The organism is Sphingomonas sp. GW821-FHT10F11, assembly GCF_058809095.1.
This window is the reverse complement of the sequence record NZ_JBXASH010000014.1, coordinates 1-17,116: the sequence shown is the minus strand read 5'-3', so window position 1 is coordinate 17,116 and position 17,116 is coordinate 1. Positions and strand designations below refer to the sequence as shown.

The 17,116-nt window shown below is 65.8% G+C and carries 11 protein-coding genes; 6 read left to right on the top strand and 5 right to left on the bottom strand.

The genetic code is table 11. The features are described from left to right. Window positions 1-3 precede the first annotated feature (3 nt). Window positions 4-1,350, bottom strand: coding sequence for a helix-turn-helix domain-containing protein (locus tag AC1RT8_RS23890; RefSeq protein ID WP_493078977.1), 1,347 nt, complete (start codon window positions 1,348-1,350; stop codon window positions 4-6). Window positions 1,351-1,639: 289 nt separating this feature from the next. Between AC1RT8_RS23890 and AC1RT8_RS23885 the strand changes: the two genes are divergently transcribed. The 3 genes from AC1RT8_RS23885 to AC1RT8_RS23875 all read left to right on the top strand — a co-directional run bounded on the left by AC1RT8_RS23885 (window position 1,640) and on the right by AC1RT8_RS23875 (window position 3,692). After that, a complete protein-coding gene (locus tag AC1RT8_RS23885; protein WP_493078976.1) occupies window positions 1,640-2,548 on the top strand; it encodes an IS1595 family transposase in 909 nt (302 codons plus the stop codon). 249 nt (window positions 2,549-2,797) lie between these two features. Beyond that, window positions 2,798-3,022, top strand: a complete 225-nt coding sequence (locus tag AC1RT8_RS23880; RefSeq protein WP_493078975.1) for a hypothetical protein — start codon at window positions 2,798-2,800, stop codon at window positions 3,020-3,022. Between the two features lie 79 nt (window positions 3,023-3,101). After that, on the top strand, window positions 3,102-3,692 hold the full coding sequence (locus tag AC1RT8_RS23875; protein WP_493078973.1) for a hypothetical protein: 591 nt from the start codon (window positions 3,102-3,104) through the stop codon (window positions 3,690-3,692). A gap of 410 nt (window positions 3,693-4,102) precedes the next feature. On the opposite strand, the gene AC1RT8_RS23870 is transcribed toward AC1RT8_RS23875, so the two are convergent. Together AC1RT8_RS23870 and AC1RT8_RS23865 are read right to left on the bottom strand one after the other, a co-directional pair. Beyond that, complete coding sequence (locus AC1RT8_RS23870) at window positions 4,103-5,764, bottom strand: glycoside hydrolase family 43 protein (protein WP_493078971.1); 1,662 nt, start codon at window positions 5,762-5,764, stop codon at window positions 4,103-4,105. Next, window positions 5,764-7,542, bottom strand: a complete 1,779-nt coding sequence (locus AC1RT8_RS23865) for an IlvD/Edd family dehydratase (protein WP_493078969.1) — start codon at window positions 7,540-7,542, stop codon at window positions 5,764-5,766. Before AC1RT8_RS23865 ends, AC1RT8_RS23870 begins: the two co-directional genes overlap by 1 nt. A 125-nt stretch (window positions 7,543-7,667) precedes the next feature. Here AC1RT8_RS23865 and AC1RT8_RS23860 point away from each other — a divergent pair, with 125 nt between their 5' ends. After that, complete coding sequence (locus AC1RT8_RS23860) at window positions 7,668-8,357, top strand: DUF4336 domain-containing protein (RefSeq protein WP_493078968.1); 690 nt, start codon at window positions 7,668-7,670, stop codon at window positions 8,355-8,357. Between the two features lie 11 nt (window positions 8,358-8,368). Here AC1RT8_RS23860 and AC1RT8_RS23855 read toward each other — a convergent pair whose 3' ends face one another. Continuing rightward, entirely contained in the window at window positions 8,369-9,445 is a 1,077-nt protein-coding gene (locus tag AC1RT8_RS23855; protein ID WP_493078966.1) for a LacI family DNA-binding transcriptional regulator, read from the bottom strand. Window positions 9,446-9,929: 484 nt separating this feature from the next. After that, window positions 9,930-12,080, bottom strand: a complete 2,151-nt coding sequence (locus tag AC1RT8_RS23850; RefSeq protein ID WP_493078965.1) for an alpha-glucuronidase family glycosyl hydrolase — start codon at window positions 12,078-12,080, stop codon at window positions 9,930-9,932. Window positions 12,081-12,237: 157 nt separating this feature from the next. On the opposite strand from AC1RT8_RS23850, the gene AC1RT8_RS23845 reads away from it, so the two are divergent. Both AC1RT8_RS23845 and AC1RT8_RS23840 read left to right on the top strand, forming a co-directional pair. Beyond that, entirely contained in the window at window positions 12,238-14,625 is a 2,388-nt protein-coding gene (locus AC1RT8_RS23845) for a glycoside hydrolase family 3 N-terminal domain-containing protein (RefSeq protein ID WP_493078963.1), read from the top strand. Further along, complete coding sequence (locus AC1RT8_RS23840) at window positions 14,622-16,991, top strand: glycoside hydrolase family 3 N-terminal domain-containing protein (RefSeq protein WP_493078961.1); 2,370 nt, start codon at window positions 14,622-14,624, stop codon at window positions 16,989-16,991. Before AC1RT8_RS23845 ends, AC1RT8_RS23840 begins: the two co-directional genes overlap by 4 nt. Window positions 16,992-17,116 lie beyond the last annotated feature (125 nt).

Below are 17,116 nucleotides of genomic sequence, written 5' to 3'. Positions count from 1 at the left end.
CGGTCAGCGCGTATCGCTACGCGGCGTGGCCGAGGGTCCGGCATATTCATCGGGAAAGGCCTGACTCTGTTCGCCCGACCAGTCCGTATCGCCCCGCCGCGGGGAAACGGCCAGCACCCGGGCCCGCAATCCGACATTCTCCAGGCTGTCGATCGCCAGCAGGGCCTCGAAGGGCGATCCCGGCTCCAGCGACCGGGTCAGCTCGGCGAGCGAGTCGAGCCTGGTCGCGAATTCGGCAGCCTGCGTCAACGCCGCGTCGCGGGTGCCTGCGATGGCGACGACCCAATTGCCGGTCGGGCCGCGAAAGCTTGAGATGAGGGCGAAATCCTGGCTCGGATTCTTCCTGTTCTGATCGAGATGAATACCCGCCACATAGCTGCGGCCGGTCCGCCGATCGACGATTTCGTCATAGGAGCTGCCGATCGCGAAGCGCGATCCGCTGAACATCGGATTGCGCAGGGCGCCGAGGCCGCTGAGATAACCCAGATAGACGATGTTCCGATGTTTCAGCATCTCGGGGCCGAGGTGCGAGGCGGGTATGACGAGGGTGCGATCCTCGCGGTCGAGGATGGGCGCCACGACGCGCAGCGCGTTGCCGACTCCCACCGGAAGATAGTTGAGCCCGAGATCCATATAGTTTCTCGCCCGCTCGGGCTGGCTGGAGACCAGCGCATCCAGATCCTGGCGCGAATTGACGTCGAACTCCCGGATGAGGCGCGAAATCTCCCCGTTCGCATCGCGTTCGGCGAAGATGTAATAATCGCCCACGACGATGAGCGCGCGCCGTGAGACCGGCACGACCGGCTTCCATAACAGGCTCGAGCGGACCGCCTCGAGCGGCGCGTCGGCGCGACCGGCGCGCCTGCCGATCCACCAGCTCGACAAGGCCACGACGATCATCAGGGCCAATACGCCGCCGACCTCGATATGGCGCCGGCGTCGCGAGCGGCGGTCGGCAGCCGGTATCGTTGCCGCGGTCTCCGCGCGCGCCCGCATCGGCTCGATCATCAGCCTATAGCCGCCCTTGGGGATCACCAGCCGGACCGGTTCGCGCGCTCCGGGCCCGGCATAGAATTCGCCCAGCTTGCGCCGCAACCGGTGGATTTGAACGCGGATCGAGGCATCCTGATCGGCACTCGCAACATCCCTGCCGAACAGCTCGTCGGCGATCTCCACTTCCCTGGGCGTGCGCCCGTCCAGGGCGCACGCCAGGAGGAAACGAAACAGGGTTTCAAGTGCATGGGAGCGCCCGAATGCGTCGGCGGTAAGCAGGAGGTTCGCTTGCCCGCGGAGCTGTTCCGTCCCCGAAGCCTCGTCTGGCGGGCTCGCGGCAAGGGGGTCCGTCGTCATGGCGGCGGACCTTAGCAGAGGCCGGGGTTCGCGAAAGTCCCTCGGTCCGGGATCGGAAGCTGTGGCCCTAATTCGGGGACGCCATACTTTATTGCCGCATTCGCTCGTATCAGTGCGCGCGGCGCGTCATCCACCCGCGACGCGACCGCGATTCACCGATCCCCGTCGCTGGAATAGGATGCTCGGCCCGGCGGTTGGTGCCGGAGAATCCGGGGATTCCACCGGCAATTATATACTTGACGTAACACCTACATGATCTAGTCGAACGGGCGAAGGAGGTTTTTGCCCGATGTTCGATCTCACCAACCCGATCTATCACGACACCCATGCGGCGCGTGAGCACCTTGAGGATCTGCACTGGCCAGAAGGCCCGGTGTGCCCGCGATGTGGTGAGATGGAGCGGTTGAAGCGAGCTTCCGGTAAAAGCACCCGCCCCGGCGTGATCAACTGCAACCCCTGCCGCAAGCCGTTCACTGTAACCGTCGGCACGATCTTCGAGGACTCCAAGATCCCGCTGAACAAATGGCTGCTCGGCTTTCGCCTGATGGCTGGATCGAAGAAGGGGATCAGCGCGCACCAGCTGCATCGCTCGCTTGGCATCACGTACAAGTCGGCCTGGTTCATGGCGCACCGTATCCGCGAGGCTATGGACATCGACGACGGTCCGCTGGGCGGCCCCGACACCGTTGTGGAAGCGGACGAAACGTACGTCGGCGGCAAGGCCAAGAACCGCGCGACCCGCAAGCCCGCGCCGAAGAAGGCAGTGGTGGCACTGGTCGAGCGTGACGGCCGCGTGGCGAGCCGCCACGTCGCTAACGTCACGGCGAAGGAACTGCGCCCGCTGGTCGTGAGCAAGATCGATCGCGCCAGCTACCTCATGACCGATGAGGCCGGGGTCTATATCCGCATGGGCCGCGAGTTCGCCGGGCATGGCCAGGTGAATCACGGCGCCGGCGAGTATGTGAAGACGGCCGGCTTCCATCACACCAACACGGTCGAGAATTTCTTCTCGATCTTCAAGCGCGGTGTGATCGGCACCTATCACCACATGAGCGAGGCGCACCTGCCGCGCTACTGCGCCGAGTTCGACTTCCGCTACAACACGCGGAAGATCACTGATGCCGAACGAACTGATGTCGCCATGCGCGCCGCCCGCGGCAAGCGCCTGACATATCGGCGGACTGACATCGCAGCGTAGCCTGACCGTCGAGTTCAGCCTGACACAAAATTGGCGCTGGCGCCGTTTCCATTAGCCGCTTAGTTTCCGCGTCGCCGCTCGGGTCTGAACAGCCTTAGCGGCGCACAACATGTGCTGAGCACGGGTCCGTCTTGTCGGGCGGCCCGCGGAATAAAATAGCCTCACGGCGAATACGTGGGGCGTGCTGCACCCGTGCTCGCACGTGTTCAACCACCCGGCTCGCGCCGGGCGAGCGCACGGGGCTTGCCTATGATCGTCGTTATGCTGCTGTTGATTTTGCTCGTGCTGCTGTTCGGCAGCGCCGTCGTGAAGGGATGGCTGCGAGGAGCGGCCGCTATCGGTTGCGGTGTCATCGTCATGCTACTGGTGGTCGGTTACGTCGGATCGTCATTCGGCGAAAAGGCCGGCAGCTATGCCTTATACGCCGTGCTGGCGGCGATCTTCCTTGGCGCCTGCGCGCTCATGAAGCGCTGATACCTTTTTAGCTGGCCGTAGCGCCCGCTTGAGACCCTTGCTCATCCGTGCTTCGATCTCGGCACGGGGGAGATCGTCTGTGTCTGATGCTGCCATGTTTGATGCTCACTGCCTCGCCTTGGGCCGCCTGTGCGTAGCATGGGCTGTCATCGACCGGCAACTCAACCTGCTGCTCGGCGCCTTTCTCAACTCAACACCTGCCTCGGTCGCGTGCATAACTTCGAGCATAGACTCCGTCGCCAGCCGCTGTGAAATGCTGCGCAAGCTGGGATACGAAGACCCGATCAGTGACGATTGGAGCACTCAATTCGCTAAGCTGATGGTGCGCCTAGCCCAAGAGATAACGCCCAAGCGCAACCGCTATGTGCACGACTATTGGTCGCTGTCAGAGGGTGCGCTGTCCGCGCTCGACCGGCGCGCCAAGGTCGGCAAGCCCCAGTCTCGAGTGGCAATTCGCCTGACTTATGACGAAACCGAGGTTGTGCCGATCGATGCGGTGGAGGCTCTCTGCGGAGAGGTTGGGAAAGTGGCCTTCATGCTTCATGCCGCTCTGCGCGATGTCGAGAACTGGCGACAGCTAAGGACGCACGCAGCACCGCCTCTACTATGTCGGGCATCCGATCTTCGGAATGTTCCAGATGTCCTCCAGCCTGTGAGGCAAGGGCAGTAACGCCGGCCGCAATCATCTCATCGCTGATTTCGATCTCGGCCTTGAACCCCAAAATCTAGCTCCTGTTACGTCAGGTATACAATTGCCATTCCACCGTGCCAATACAGATTTTCCCCTCTGACTATTCGCCAGTAAAGCGAATACAAGAACCGATAGGGGTCGCGGAATTCGGTAAGTCACCGTCTAATCGATGCAGGGCATCTGTTCGCCAGCCAGTTCTCAGCATTCCAACATCTATACTGCCGGATACTGCGAGCGCCGCACAGGCCGGCAATAACACTCGATTTCACCCCTCTTCGCAAGTGGGTCGCGAAATTCCGCGAATACTGGCCGCTTCGCCGCGGCGTCCAACATGGTTACTTCACGTGGCGTCGCGGAGATATGGGACGCGCCGGTGTCCCCTATCTCCCCTAATCGCCCGCCCGGGCGAACGGGCCGATGGTCGCGCCGATGAAGCCGCCCGCAGTCTTCGTGCTCAGGATCGTCGCGTCCTGGTCCTTCGCCAGCATATGCCAGCGCCCGTCGGCGCCCGCATAAAGGAAGTCGCACAGATCGCCGCGCAGCACGATGCGCAGCCGCACGGTCGTGCCGGCATAGGGCGCGGAGACGACCGTCACGCCATCGGCTGGTTCCTTCGGCCCGCTGCGCTTCTCCAGCACGATCACCCTGCCCCCGCCGGTGCGGGTCAGCGTCAGGGCATAGAAATAGGCGGTGTCCTGCACCACCGCGATCCCCGCCCGGTCGCCCTCGCGCTTCGGCGTGAAATCGACCCATGTCTCCGCCGTTGCCCAGCCATGCTGCACCCGCCGGCCGAGAAAGGCGGTCTGGCCCGTGGCGCCCAGGGCCACCGGCCGCGCATCGATCGCCAGCGCCCCGCCCGAGAGGTGGCGCCAGCCCGTATCGGTCGCCCGGATCTGCACCCAATAGGGCGCGAGTCGGGTGCCGGCGAATTCGTCGCGTACATGGAAGGCGCCGTTGTTCGGCACCGGCGCCGCCTTGCCCCGCGCCAGCGCGGGCCGGGCATGGACATAGGGGATGGTCGCGCCCGGCGCGGTCACCTCGGGCCAGCCGTCCCGCCAGCGCACCGGCAGCAGGAAGGTCTCGCGGCCGATATTGTAGAAGTCGCCCTTGTACGGCCGGGTGCCGAGGAACACGCTCCACCAGTCGCCCCCGGGCGTCGTCACGAAATCGGCATGGCCGGTCGAGGTGACCGGGAAGGACCGTGCCGGATCGAGCGTGCGCTGGGTCAGGATCGGGTTGGCCGGCCCGGGCTCATAGGGGCCGGTGACCGATTTGCTGCGGAACACCACTTCGCTGTGGTTCTCCGCGGTGCCGCCCTCGGCCGCGATCAGGTAATACCAGCCATCCTTGCGGAACAGGTGCGGTCCCTCGATCCAGATCGGCTTGTCCGCCGGCTTGACGCCGCCATTCACGATGATGGTGCGCTCGCCGAACGGCTTCAGTGTCTTCAGGTCGATCCGCTGAATCCAGATCGCGCGGTGGCCCTCATAAGTCGGCTCACCCCCCGGCAAGCCGTTGTTGAGGATCCACGCCGCTCCGTCGGTGTCGAAGAACAGCGACGGGTCGATCCCGTCGATGTCGTTCCAGTGCGGGTCGGACCAGGGGCCGGCGGCGCTCTTTGCGGTCATCACGAAATTGCCGCCGCAATTCACGCAGGTGCCGGCCATGTAGAAGGTGCCGGCGCGGTAGCTGAGATCGGGCGCATAGATGCCGCGCGACGTGCCGAGCTGCTTGAAATCGACCTGGCCCGGCCGGTCGATCGCGTTGCCGATCTGCATCCAGTTCACCAGGTCGCGGCTGTGGAAGACCGGCAGCCCGGGGAAATAGGTGAAGGTCGAATTGACGAGGTAATAGTCCTGGCCGACGCGCAGGATCGACGGGTCCGGATAGAAGCCCTGCAGGACCGGATTGCGATATTCCGCCGGCCCGGCCTTCATCGCCCGGTCGACCGGGTCTTCGCCCTTGTAATCGAACCAGGCGAAGCGGGCGACCGGGGTCGCCGGCGCCGCCGCGGTGAGGAGCAACGTCAGCAGCGCGGCGACCGCGCGCATCAATGGTTATGCCGCGGCGTCTTCGCCGCAATGCCGCGATATTTGACGGCCATCTCCAGCACCGCGCCATCCTCGAGCTGCCCGGTCTTTTCGCGGTACAGCTCCTCCCATGGCGTGTTGCTCGACGGGAAGGCCGGGGCAGGGCCGCCCTTGCGCCGCGCGATCTCGGCCTCGTCGACCAGCACGTCGCAGCGCCCGGTGTTGAGGTCGATACGGATCACGTCGCCGGTGCGCAGCCAGGCAAGCCCGCCGCCAACCGCGCTCTCGGGCGAGGCGTTGAGGATCGAAGGGCTGTCCGACGTGCCCGACTGGCGCCCGTCGCCCAAGGTCGGCAGCCACGCGATGCCGCGCTGGATCAGCGCGTCCGGCGGCTGCATGTTCACGACTTCGGCAGAGCCCGGCCAGCCGATCGGCCCGGCGCCGCGGATCACCAGGATGCAATTCTCGTCGATCTCCAGCGCGGGGTCGTTGATGCGATGATGATAATCGTCCGACCCGTCGAACACGATCGCGCGGCCTTCGAACACGCCTTCCTTGCCCGGATGGCTGAGATAGCGGTTGCGGAATTCCTCGGAGATCACGCTGGTCTTCATGATCGCAAAGTCGAACAGATTGCCGGAGAAGGCGAGGAAGCCGGCCTTCTCCTTCAGCGGCTCGGCGAACGCGCGGATCACCTCGCGGTCGCGCGACTGGCGGCCCGCGATATTCTCGCCGATGCTGCGCCCGGTAACCGTCAGGCAGTCGCCGTCGAGCACGCCGCCATCGGCCAGCTCGCACAGGATCGCCGGCACGCCGCCCGCGCGGTGGAAGCGCTCGCCGAGGAAGCGGCCCGCCGGCTGGACGTCGGCGAGCAGCGGCAGGTCATAGCCATGCTCGGTCCAGTCGGAGGGGTGGAGTTCGACCCCAGCGTGGCGCGCCATCGCCATCAGATGCGGCTGCGCGTTGGAGGAACCGCCGATCACCGTGATGGTGCGGATCGCGTTGAGGAACGCCTCCCGCGTGAGAATCTTCGACGGGCGCAGGTCCTCATAGGCCATGTCGACGATGCGCCGGCCGGTCTCATAGGCGATCTGCCCACGCTCGCGATAGGGTGCGGGGATGGCGGCGCACCCGGGCAGCGACAGGCCGAGCGCTTCGGCGACCGCGTTCATCGTCGAGGCTGTGCCCATCGTGTTGCAATGCCCGGCCGAGGGCGCGCTGTCGGTCGCGCGGCGGAGGAATTCCTCCTCGTCGATCTCGCCCGCGGCAAGCTTGCGGCGCGAGCGCCAGATGACCGTGCCCGATCCGACCAGCTCGCCCTCGTGCCACCCGTCGAGCATCGGCCCGCCGGAGAGCACGATCGCCGGAATGTCGACGGTCGACGCCGCCATGATGCCCGATGGCGTGGTCTTGTCGCAGCCGGTGGTGATGACCACCGCGTCGATCGGATAGCCGTACAGGATCTCGACCAGCCCGAGATAGGCGAGGTTGCGGTCGAGCGCCGCGGTCGGGCGGCGGCAATTCTCGAAGATCGGATGCGTGGGGAATTCCATCGGAATGCCGCCCGCATCGCGAATGCCCTCGCGCGTGCGCCGCGCCAGATCGACATGGATCCGGTTGCATGGCGAAAGGTCGCTGCCGGTCTGGGCGATGCCGATGATCGGCCGGCCGCTGCGCAGCTCGCTCGCCGTGATGCCGTAATTCATGAACCGCTCGAGATAGAGCGCGGTCATGTCCGAGCGCTCCGGATCGGCGAACCAGTCCCGCGAACGGAATGGCTTTACGGGTTCACGCTGCACTGTCGCCTCTCCTGGTCGTCTCGAATGGTAACGCTAACGCAAAGTCCCGTTAGCTTCAACGAACGCCGCGCGCAAACCGGCCTTCGTTCTGGCCACCTGGCCCGTCGGGATGGCATGGATCGGCCATGCTGACCGAATTCGGCCCTGGGATCTGGATCGCTGACGGCCCCGACCTGGTCGCCGCGCTGGGCTTCCATTATCCCACGCGAATGGCGGTCGTCAGATTGGCCGATGGCGACCTGTTCATCTGGTCGCCGACCGCGCTGACCGACGGCCTTCGCGCGGCGGTGGAGGCCCTGGGGAAAGTCCGCCACCTGGTCGCCCCCAATGCGTTGCACCACCTGTTCCTTGCCGACTGGAAGCGCGCCTGGCCGGACGCTTGCCTCCACGCCCCGCCCGGGCTGAGGGAGAAACGCAAGGACCTCGCCTTCGACCATGACCTTGCCGACATGCCGATACCGGCCTGGGCCGGGCAGATCGACCAGGTCGTCATGCGCGGCAATCTCATCACCAACGAGGTGGTGTTCTTCCACGCCGCCAGCGGCACGGTGCTGTTCACCGATCTGCTTCAGCAGCTTCCCGCCAGCCGCTTCTCGGGCTGGCGCGCACTGGTCGCCAAATGGGACCTGATGACCGCTCCCGAGCCATCGGTACCCCGAAAATTCCGCCTTGCCTTCACCGACCGGCGCGCCGCCCGTGCTGCGCTTGATCATGTCCTGTCATGGCCGGCGGAACGGGTGCTGATGGCGCACGGAACGCCGGTCAATGAAGACGGCCGCGCGGTGATACGCCGCGCATTCCGGTGGCTGTCATGATGACAAGCGGATCAGGTCCGGGGCGGCGTCACCGCGGGGCGGCGGCGGGGGGCTGCGTCGGACTGGCGGCGCACGAGCTGGAAATCGAGCTGCCGGTGCTGGGTCGGGTCGCGGTGCCCGGCGCGGCGGCTGCGGATTTCCTTCACCAGCAGCTCGACCGCGGCCAGCGACATGTCGGTGATCGGCTGGTGTATCGTTGTCAATTCGGGCCAGATCGTCGTGGCCAGCGCGGTGTCGTCGAAGCCGCAGACGGTGAGGTCGTTCGGCACATCGAGCCCATGGCGGTGCGCGACGGCGACGGTCGCGGCTGCCATGTCGTCATTGCTCGCGAAGATCGCGGAGGGCGGATTGGCGACGACCAGCAGTTGCTCGGCCACATCGAGGCCCGAGCGGTAGGTGAACAGGCCCTGCGCGACCAGGTCGGGGTCATAGGGCAGGCCGACCGCGTCGAGCGCGTCGCGATAGCCGGCGAGGCGTCGTTCGCTCGCGGTCTGGTCGGGATTGCCGATGATGAAACCGATGCGCTGATGGCCGAGCGCCGCGATATGCCGCGTCATCTCGAACGCGGCGCGGTGATCGTCGATGCTGACCGCCGAGAAGCCGGGGGTGGGATGGCCGCTGGCCACCGTCACCGCCAGCCCGTTCGCTCCGCGCAGCACCTCGAGCAGTGGCAGGGAATCGCAGAGGGGCGGGGGCAGCACGATGCCCTCGATCCCGCCGCGCAGCAGCCGGGTGGCGGCTTCCTCCGCCTGTTGCAGCCCGTCACATTTCTCGACGACGATCTGGATGTTGGCGCGGCTGGCATAATCGAGGCTGCCGACCAGGAACTCGCTCAGATAGGCGGCGCTCGGGTTGCTGTAGAGCAGGCCGATCCGTACCGGCGCCGCGCCGGCCAGGCTGCGCGCGGCGGGGTTGGGCGAATAATTGAGCGCCGCGATCGCTTCGTTGACCACCTCTCGCGTCGTCGCGCGGACATTGCCCTCGCCGTTCAGCACCCGGGATACCGTCATGGGGGAAACGCCGGCCTTGCGCGCGACATCGGTAATGGTCGCGGTGGTGCGCTGCCGTCGGGACGTGGGTTGGCTCAAGAAAATGCTCCTCGGCAAGATGGCTATAATGTTGCGGCGCGGGCTGCAATGCGGACGTTTCGATCGGCACGGGCGGCAAAAAGAGGGGCGGCCGGATATGCGCCGGCCGCCCCAGGGGAGATCGTCCGGCATGGGCAGCGAGGAGCGCCCATGCCGGGATTGGATGGCGGCGTGCGACCACAGCCGCCGCCATCCGCATCAGATGCGGCCGTGCGGGCCGAAGAACCTTGTGTCCGATTGAAATGGCAGAGCCGCGCCGTGCGTCGGGCAGGCCGTGCCCGATATCGGGCCTCGGCGATCTGCGCACATGGGAAACAGCTCGGTGTTCATTTTACCCCTCCAGCGTCGGGCCTCTTCGTGCCCATGTCGCTCCAGCCGAGATTCGGTATGGTAGCGATCACATATAGAGCTATTCTCATGTTAGAGAACTGTCAATCCTCCCGCGACAGCCTCATTCCTCAGTCGTTTTATGGGCTGTTAGCGCTTATCGTCCGGGCTCGTACGGCCATGAAACAGCCTCGTAATCGGCAAGGGGTTTGGCCGGCGGCGCTTCTCCCGCCGGGAGTTGACGGCCCGATACGCTGGACCAATAGGCAAGGCTCGCATCCCGCCACCACTGCGCCTCGCGCTGCTGAATCGACAGGAAGCTGTCGGTCTTCGCGAAGCGGTCCTGGTCGATATAGGGCGCGAGCGCTTTCCACGCGTTGTGCATGTCCGCCACCTCACGCACGCCCAGCGCATATTTGCCGGCAAGCTCCTCCCACAGCGTCTTGCCGGACTTCATGCGATAGTCCCAGCCGACATGGTGGAACCACAACAGGTCCTGCTCGGGCGTGGTCTTCACATCGCCGAACTGCCTGGCGAGGACGGGCGCATATTGCGCGACGGCGTTGCTGCCGGCCTTGGTCCGGTCGTACCCGATGCCGGTCGCATCGGCCTTGTGATAATAGACCGGGTTCCATTCGGGCCGGGCGAGATCCTTGATCCAGGGGCCGGGGCCATAATGGTGGCTGGTCGCCATCAGATGGGCGAGGCCGAGCGGGGTCATGTAGTTCACCACCGCTTCGCGCGATGTGGTCATGATATCGACGACCTTGGGCGTGATGGCCGGATCGGGGCCGAAGGTCAGCTCCGACCATTCGCCCGCGACCTGCTTGGCCGAGGCTTCCGGGTCCCATGCCATGCGGCCATAGACGAACCAATTGGCCTGGTTGAAGGTCGATCCGCTCCAGTCGCGGTCGGTGCCGATATTGGCGACGCCGGCCATGCCGGTCAGCTTGTACTGGTCGAGGCCGCCCTCGATCACCCTGGCGACGGTCGATCCCTTGCCATGGGCGAAGGTGTCGGCCTGCAGCACTTCCTCATAGAGCGGCCCGAGATAGACGAGGTGGGTCGCCATCCCGAGATATTCCTTGGTGATCTGGAATTCCATCATCAGCGGCGTCTTCGGCATCGCCCCGAACAGCGGGTGGAAGGGCTCGCGCGGCTGGAAATCGATCGCGCCGTTCTTCACCTGGACGATGACATTGTCGGCGAACTGGCCGTCCAACGGCTTGAAATCGTCATAGGCCTGCTTGGCGCGGTCCTCGGGGTTCTCGTGCTGGTAGACGAAGGCGCGCCACATGATGATGCCGCCATGTGGACGCACCGCGGCGGCGAGCATGTTGGCGCCCTCCGCATGGTTGCGCTTGTAGTCCTGGGGGCCAGGCTGGCCTTCGGAGTTCGCCTTCACCAGGAAGCCGCCGAAATCGGGGATCGCCTTGTAGATCTCGTCGGCCTTGGCCTTCCACCAGGCGGCCACCACCGGGTCGAGCGGATCTGCGGTCTTGAGCCCGCCAATCTCGATCGGGGAGGACCAGCGCGCCGAGAGATAGACCTTGATGCCGTACGGGCGGAACACATCGGCCAGTGCCGCGGCCTTGGCGATATAGGGGGCGGTCAGGCTGTCGGCCTTGGCGTTGACGTTGTTGAGCACGGTGCCGTTGATGCCGATCGAGGCATTGGCGCGGGCATAGTCGGTATAGCGCGGGTCCTTGAAGTCGGGGAGCTTCCACCAGTCCCAGATCGACTGGCCGGCATAGCCGCGCTCGACCGTGCGATCGAGATTGTCCCAATGGTTGAGCAGGCGCAGCTTGAGCTTCGGGGTCGAGGCGATGTCGAGTGCGTCGAGCGGCAGGCCGCGCTGGAGATGCTGGATCAGCGCGAAGCTGCCGTACAGCACGCCCACGCCGCTGTTCGCGGCGACCACGGTGACCTTCCTGCCATCGACCGCGATGCTGCGGATCAGATAGCCCTCGGCGCCAAGGCTGGCGAGCGGGAGCTTGAGTGCCTGGATGCGGGGCTGGGCAGCGGTGCCGAGCAGGATCGCGCCGGGCCGGAGATCGCCGGCAGGCAGCTTCACGCCGAGCATGCCCGACAGGGCGCGGTCGAGTTCCTCCACCGCCTTGAGGATCGAGGGATCGTTGCCGGCATCGAACACCAAGCCCGTTGCGTGGGCGCGATCGCGGGCCTGAATATCGGCGGGGAGCGGGCGGTAGCGGAGCCAGAGATCATACCCATCCTCGGCCTGTGCGATGCCGGGCAGGGCGCCCAGCGTCAGAAACAATGCCGCGCACCAGGCGATCAACCGACCCATGTCATTCCTCTCCAACGCTCGCGCGCCATGGCCCTTCACGTGGCCATCGGCGATTGACAGTCTCTGCCTGACTTTGCATGGTAGCGCTATCAGAAAAAGGCGCTGACGTTGGTGTCGGCCAACGAATCAGCGCCACCGAGGGGTAGCCGGAATGCCAATGGTAGCGCCGCATATTGTTCATCGCTCGCTGGCGATTCTGCTCGCGTGCGCCGCCCCGATAGCGCCGGCGGGCGCCGCGCCGCCGATCGTCGAGGCGAGCCCACTCTACAAAAATGCTAGCGCACCCATTGCCGCGCGTGCGGACGACCTGCTCAAGCGCATGACGCTCGAGGAAAAGGTCGGCCAGCTACTGACCGTGTGGGGCGCCAAGGTGAAGATGCTCGACGCGAAGAAGCGGATCGATCCTGCCAGGGTCGCCGCGCTCTTCCCCAATGGATTCGGCGGCTTCGCGCGTCCGTCCGACACGCTCGGCGGCGGATCGCCGCGCGTCGTGCCGGGTCGTGACGTGAAGGGCACGATCGAGGTGGTCAACACCTTGCAGCGTTATGCGCTGACGAAGACCCGGCTGGGCATTCCGATCCTGTTCCACGAGGAAGGGCTGCACGGCTATGCCGCGCGGGACGCGACGAGCTTCCCGGTGCCGATCGGCCTTGCCTCGAGCTGGGACCCCGACATGATCCGCCAGATCAACGCGGTCACCGGGCGCGAGATCGCCGCGCGCGGCGTGACCCTGGCGCTGTCGCCGGTGGTGGATGTCGCGCGCGATCCGCGCTGGGGCCGGATCGAAGAGACGTTCGGCGAGGATCCCTATCTCGTCGGCGAGATGGGCGTCGCGGCGGTGCAGGGTCTGCAGGGCGCTGACAAGGCCGAGAAGCTCGCGCCGGGCAAGGTGTTCGCGACGCTCAAGCATCTGACCGGGCACGGCCAGCCCGAGAGCGGCACCAATATCGGCCCGGCCCAGATTTCCGAGCGCGAGCTGCGCGAGAATTTCTTCCCGCCCTTCGAGCAGGCGATCAGCCGCGCCGCGCCGGGCGCGGTGATGCCGAGCTATAACGAGATCGACGGCACGCCGAGCCATGCGAGCAAATGGCTGCTGGGCGATGTGCTGCGCGGCGAATGGGGTTTCACCGGCGCGATCACTAGCGATTATGACGCGATCGATCAGCTGCGGTCGATCCACCATATCGCCGCCGACCGGACCGAAGCGGCATTGCTGGCGATCAACGCCGGCGTCGATTCCGACCTGCCCGAGGGCGACAGCTACAAGACGCTGGTCGACTCGGTCCGCGCGGGCAAGGTCTCTGAGGCCGTGATCGACTCTGCCGTGCGGAAAATGCTGGAGATCAAGTTCCGCGCCGGCCTGTTCGAACATCCTTATGCCGATGTCGCGGCCGCGCTGAAGATCACCAACAATGCCGAGGCACGCGCGCTGGCGCGGACCGCGGCGGCGCGGTCGATGGTGCTGCTCAAGAATGACGGCACGCTGCCGCTCGCCATGTCGACGGGTGCGGCGAAGCCGACCATCGCGGTGATCGGGCCGAGCGCGGCGGTGGCGCGGCTGGGCGGCTATTATGGCCAGCCGCCGGTGACCGTCTCGATCCTCGATGGGATCAGGACAAAGCTCGGGTCGCGCGCCAATGTCGTCACGTCGGAGGGCGTGAAGATCACCGAGAATGACGATTGGTGGGAGGATTCGGTCAAGCTCGCCGATCCGGCCGAGAATACGAAGCGCATCGCTGCGGCGGTCGAGGCGGCGAAGGGCGCCGACACCATCATCCTCGCGATCGGCGATACCGAGCAGACCAGCCGTGAAGGCTGGGCGAACAACCATCTCGGCGACCGATCGAGTCTCGACCTGGTCGGCCAGCAGCAGGATCTGTTCGATGCGCTGAAGGCGCTGGGCAAGCCGATCGTCGTGGTGATGATCAACGGCCGGCCGCTCGCGATCAACGAGGTCGCGGCCGAGGCCAATGCGGTGATCGAGGGCTGGTATCTCGGCGAGCAAGGGGGCAACGCGGTCGCCGATGCGCTGTTCGGCGACGTCAATCCTGGCGGCAAGCTGCCGGTGACGATCGCGCGTTCGGTCGGTCAGCTGCCGATGTTCTACAACTACAAACCCTCGGCGCATCGCGGCTATCTGTTCAGTGAGGCGACGCCGCTTTTCCCGTTCGGCTATGGCCTCAGCTACACCAGCTTCACCGTCGGCGCGCCGCAGCTGTCGGCGACGACGATCCGCCCCGACGGCCAGGTCGAAGTGAAGGTCGATGTCGCCAATACCGGCAAGCGCGCCGGCGACGAGGTCGTGCAGGTCTATGTCCGCGACACGGTGAGCTCGGTGACCCGGCCGGTGAAGGAGCTGAAGGCGTTCAGGCGCGTCACGCTCCAGCCGGGCGAAACCAGGACCCTGAGCTTCACGCTCGATCGCCGCGCTTTCCAGATGTGGAACCTCGACATGAAGCGCGTGGTCGAGCCCGGCCAGTTCGAGATCATGGCCGGTGCGAATTCGGTCGATCTGAAGTCCGCTACCCTGACGGTCGTCCCATGATCGGCCGGCGCCAGCTCCTGGTCTGGCTGTCCTCGGCCAGCGTCGCGGCGCTGACCCCGGGCGTCGCTTTCGCCCGCGTAGCGAAGCCGCTCTACAAGGACGCGCGCGCGCCGATCGCCGACCGGGTCAAGGACCTGCTCGGGCGGATGACCCTGGAGGAGAAGGTCGCGCAGACCATCGCGCTCTGGGCGACCAAGGCCGAGATCATGGACGGCCTGGCCTTCGATCCCGCCAAGGCAAGCTCTGCCTATCCCAACGGCATCGGCCAGATCAGCCGGCCGTCGGACAAGCGCGGCGGGCCCGGCATCGTCAATACCGAAGGCGGCACCGGCGCGCGCTGGCGGACGCCTGCGGAGAATATCGCGTTCAACAATGCTGCGCAGCATTGGGCGCTGGAAAAGACGCGTCTCGGCATCCCCGTGCTGTTCCATGAGGAAGCGCTGCACGGTTTCATGGCGACCGAGGCGACCAGCTTCCCCCAGGCGATCGCGCTGGCGGGAAGCTTCGACACGGGTCTGGTGCGCCGGGTGAACGCCGTGATCGCGCGCGAGGCGCGGGCGCGCGGCGTGCCCTATGTGCTGTCGCCCGTCGTCGATATCGCCCGCGACCCACGCTGGGGGCGGATCGAGGAAACCTTCGGCGAAGACCCCTATCTCTGCGGCGAGATGGGTGTCGCGGCGGTCGAGGGGTTGCAGGGCGTCGGCAAGGGCGAGCGGCTGGCAAAGGACAAGGTGTTCGCCACGCTCAAGCACATGACCGGGCATGGCGAGCCGCAATCGGGCACCAATGTCGGTCCCGCCCAGATCTCGCAACGCGAGTTGCGCGAGAATTTCTTCCCGCCCTTCCGCGAAGTCGTGGAGCGCACCGCGATCGGCGCGGTAATGCCATCCTATAACGAGATCGACGGCGTGCCGAGCCACGCGAATAAATGGCTGCTGCGCGATGTGCTGCGCGGCGAATGGGGTTTCGACGGCGTGGTCGCGAGCGACTATGGCGCCATCGAGGAACTCGACCGCATCCACCATGTCGCGGCCGACAAGGCCGATGCGGCGCGGCGCGCACTGGCCGCCGGCGTGGATTGCGAGCTGCCCGACGGGATCGCCTATCGCGTGCTGGCCGATGAGGTCCGTGCGGGCCGGGTGAGCGAAGGGGCAATCGATACTGCGGTGTCACGCATGCTGACGTTGAAGTTTCGCGCGGGGCTGTTCGAGAACCCCTATGGCGATGTGAGGCTCGCCGCAGAGATCACCGGCAATGCCGAAGCCCGCGCGCTGGCGCTGGAGGCAGCACGCAAGAGCATCTGCCTGCTCAAGAACGACGGCACGCTCCCGCTCAAGGCCGGCGCGCAGAAAATCGCGGTGATCGGCCCCAATGCGGCGCCGGCGAGGCTCGGCGGCTATTCGAGCGTGCCGAAGCAGAAGATCGGCCTGCTCGACGGCATCAAGACGAAGCTCGGTGGCGAGGTGATCCATGCCCAGGGCGCGTTCATCACCACCAGCGACGATCCGAGCCAGAACGAGGTGACGCTCGCCGATCCGGTGAAGAACCGTGCGTTGATCGCTGAGGCGGTGGAGGTGGCGAAGGCGGCCGATGTGATCCTGCTCGCGGTCGGCGACAATGAACTGACCAGCCGGGAGGGCTTCGCGAAAAACCATCTCGGCGACCGGACCGGGATCGACCTGCTCGGCGAGCAGAATGCGTTGTTCGAGGCGCTGCATGCGCTCGGCAAGCCGGTTGTGGTGGTGGCGATCCATGGCCGGCCGGCGAGCTGGCCGACGATCGCGGGGAAGGCCAATGCGATCCTCGATTGCTGGTATGTCGGGCAGGAAGGCGGCACCGCCATGGCGGAGGCGCTGTTCGGCGACGTGAATCCCGGCGCCAAGCTGCCCGTCACGGTGATCCGCGATGCGGGGCAGATCCCCTTCTTCTACAATCACAAGCCGAGCGCGCGGCGCGGCTATCTGTTCGACGATGCAGCGCCGCTTTTCCCGTTCGGGCACGGGCTGAGCTACACCAGCTTTACCGTCGGCGCCCCGGCGCTGTCGGCGACGCGCATCGCGCCTGACGGCAATGTCACCGTCTCGGTCGACATCGCGAATACCGGCAACCGTGCCGGCGACGAGGTGGTGCAACTCTATATCCGTCACCTCGACGCCTCGGTCACCCAGCCGGTGATGGCATTGAAGGGCTTCGAGCGCGTGACGCTCGCGCCGGGCGAACGGAAGACGGTCCGCTTCACGCTCGGGCCCAAGGCTTTCCGCATCTGGAACGTCGCGATGAAAGAAGTCGTAGAGGCGGGCCGGGTGGAAATCATGGCCGGGAACAGCTCGGCCAAAGTGCAATCCGCGATCCTCACGATCGCTTGAGTGGAAATATCATGCCGAAGATCACGAATGCGCGCGTCATCGTCACTTGCCCTGGGCGGAATTTCGTCACGTTGAAGATCGAGACGGACGAGGGGTTGTACGGCCTTGGCGATGCGACCTTGAAC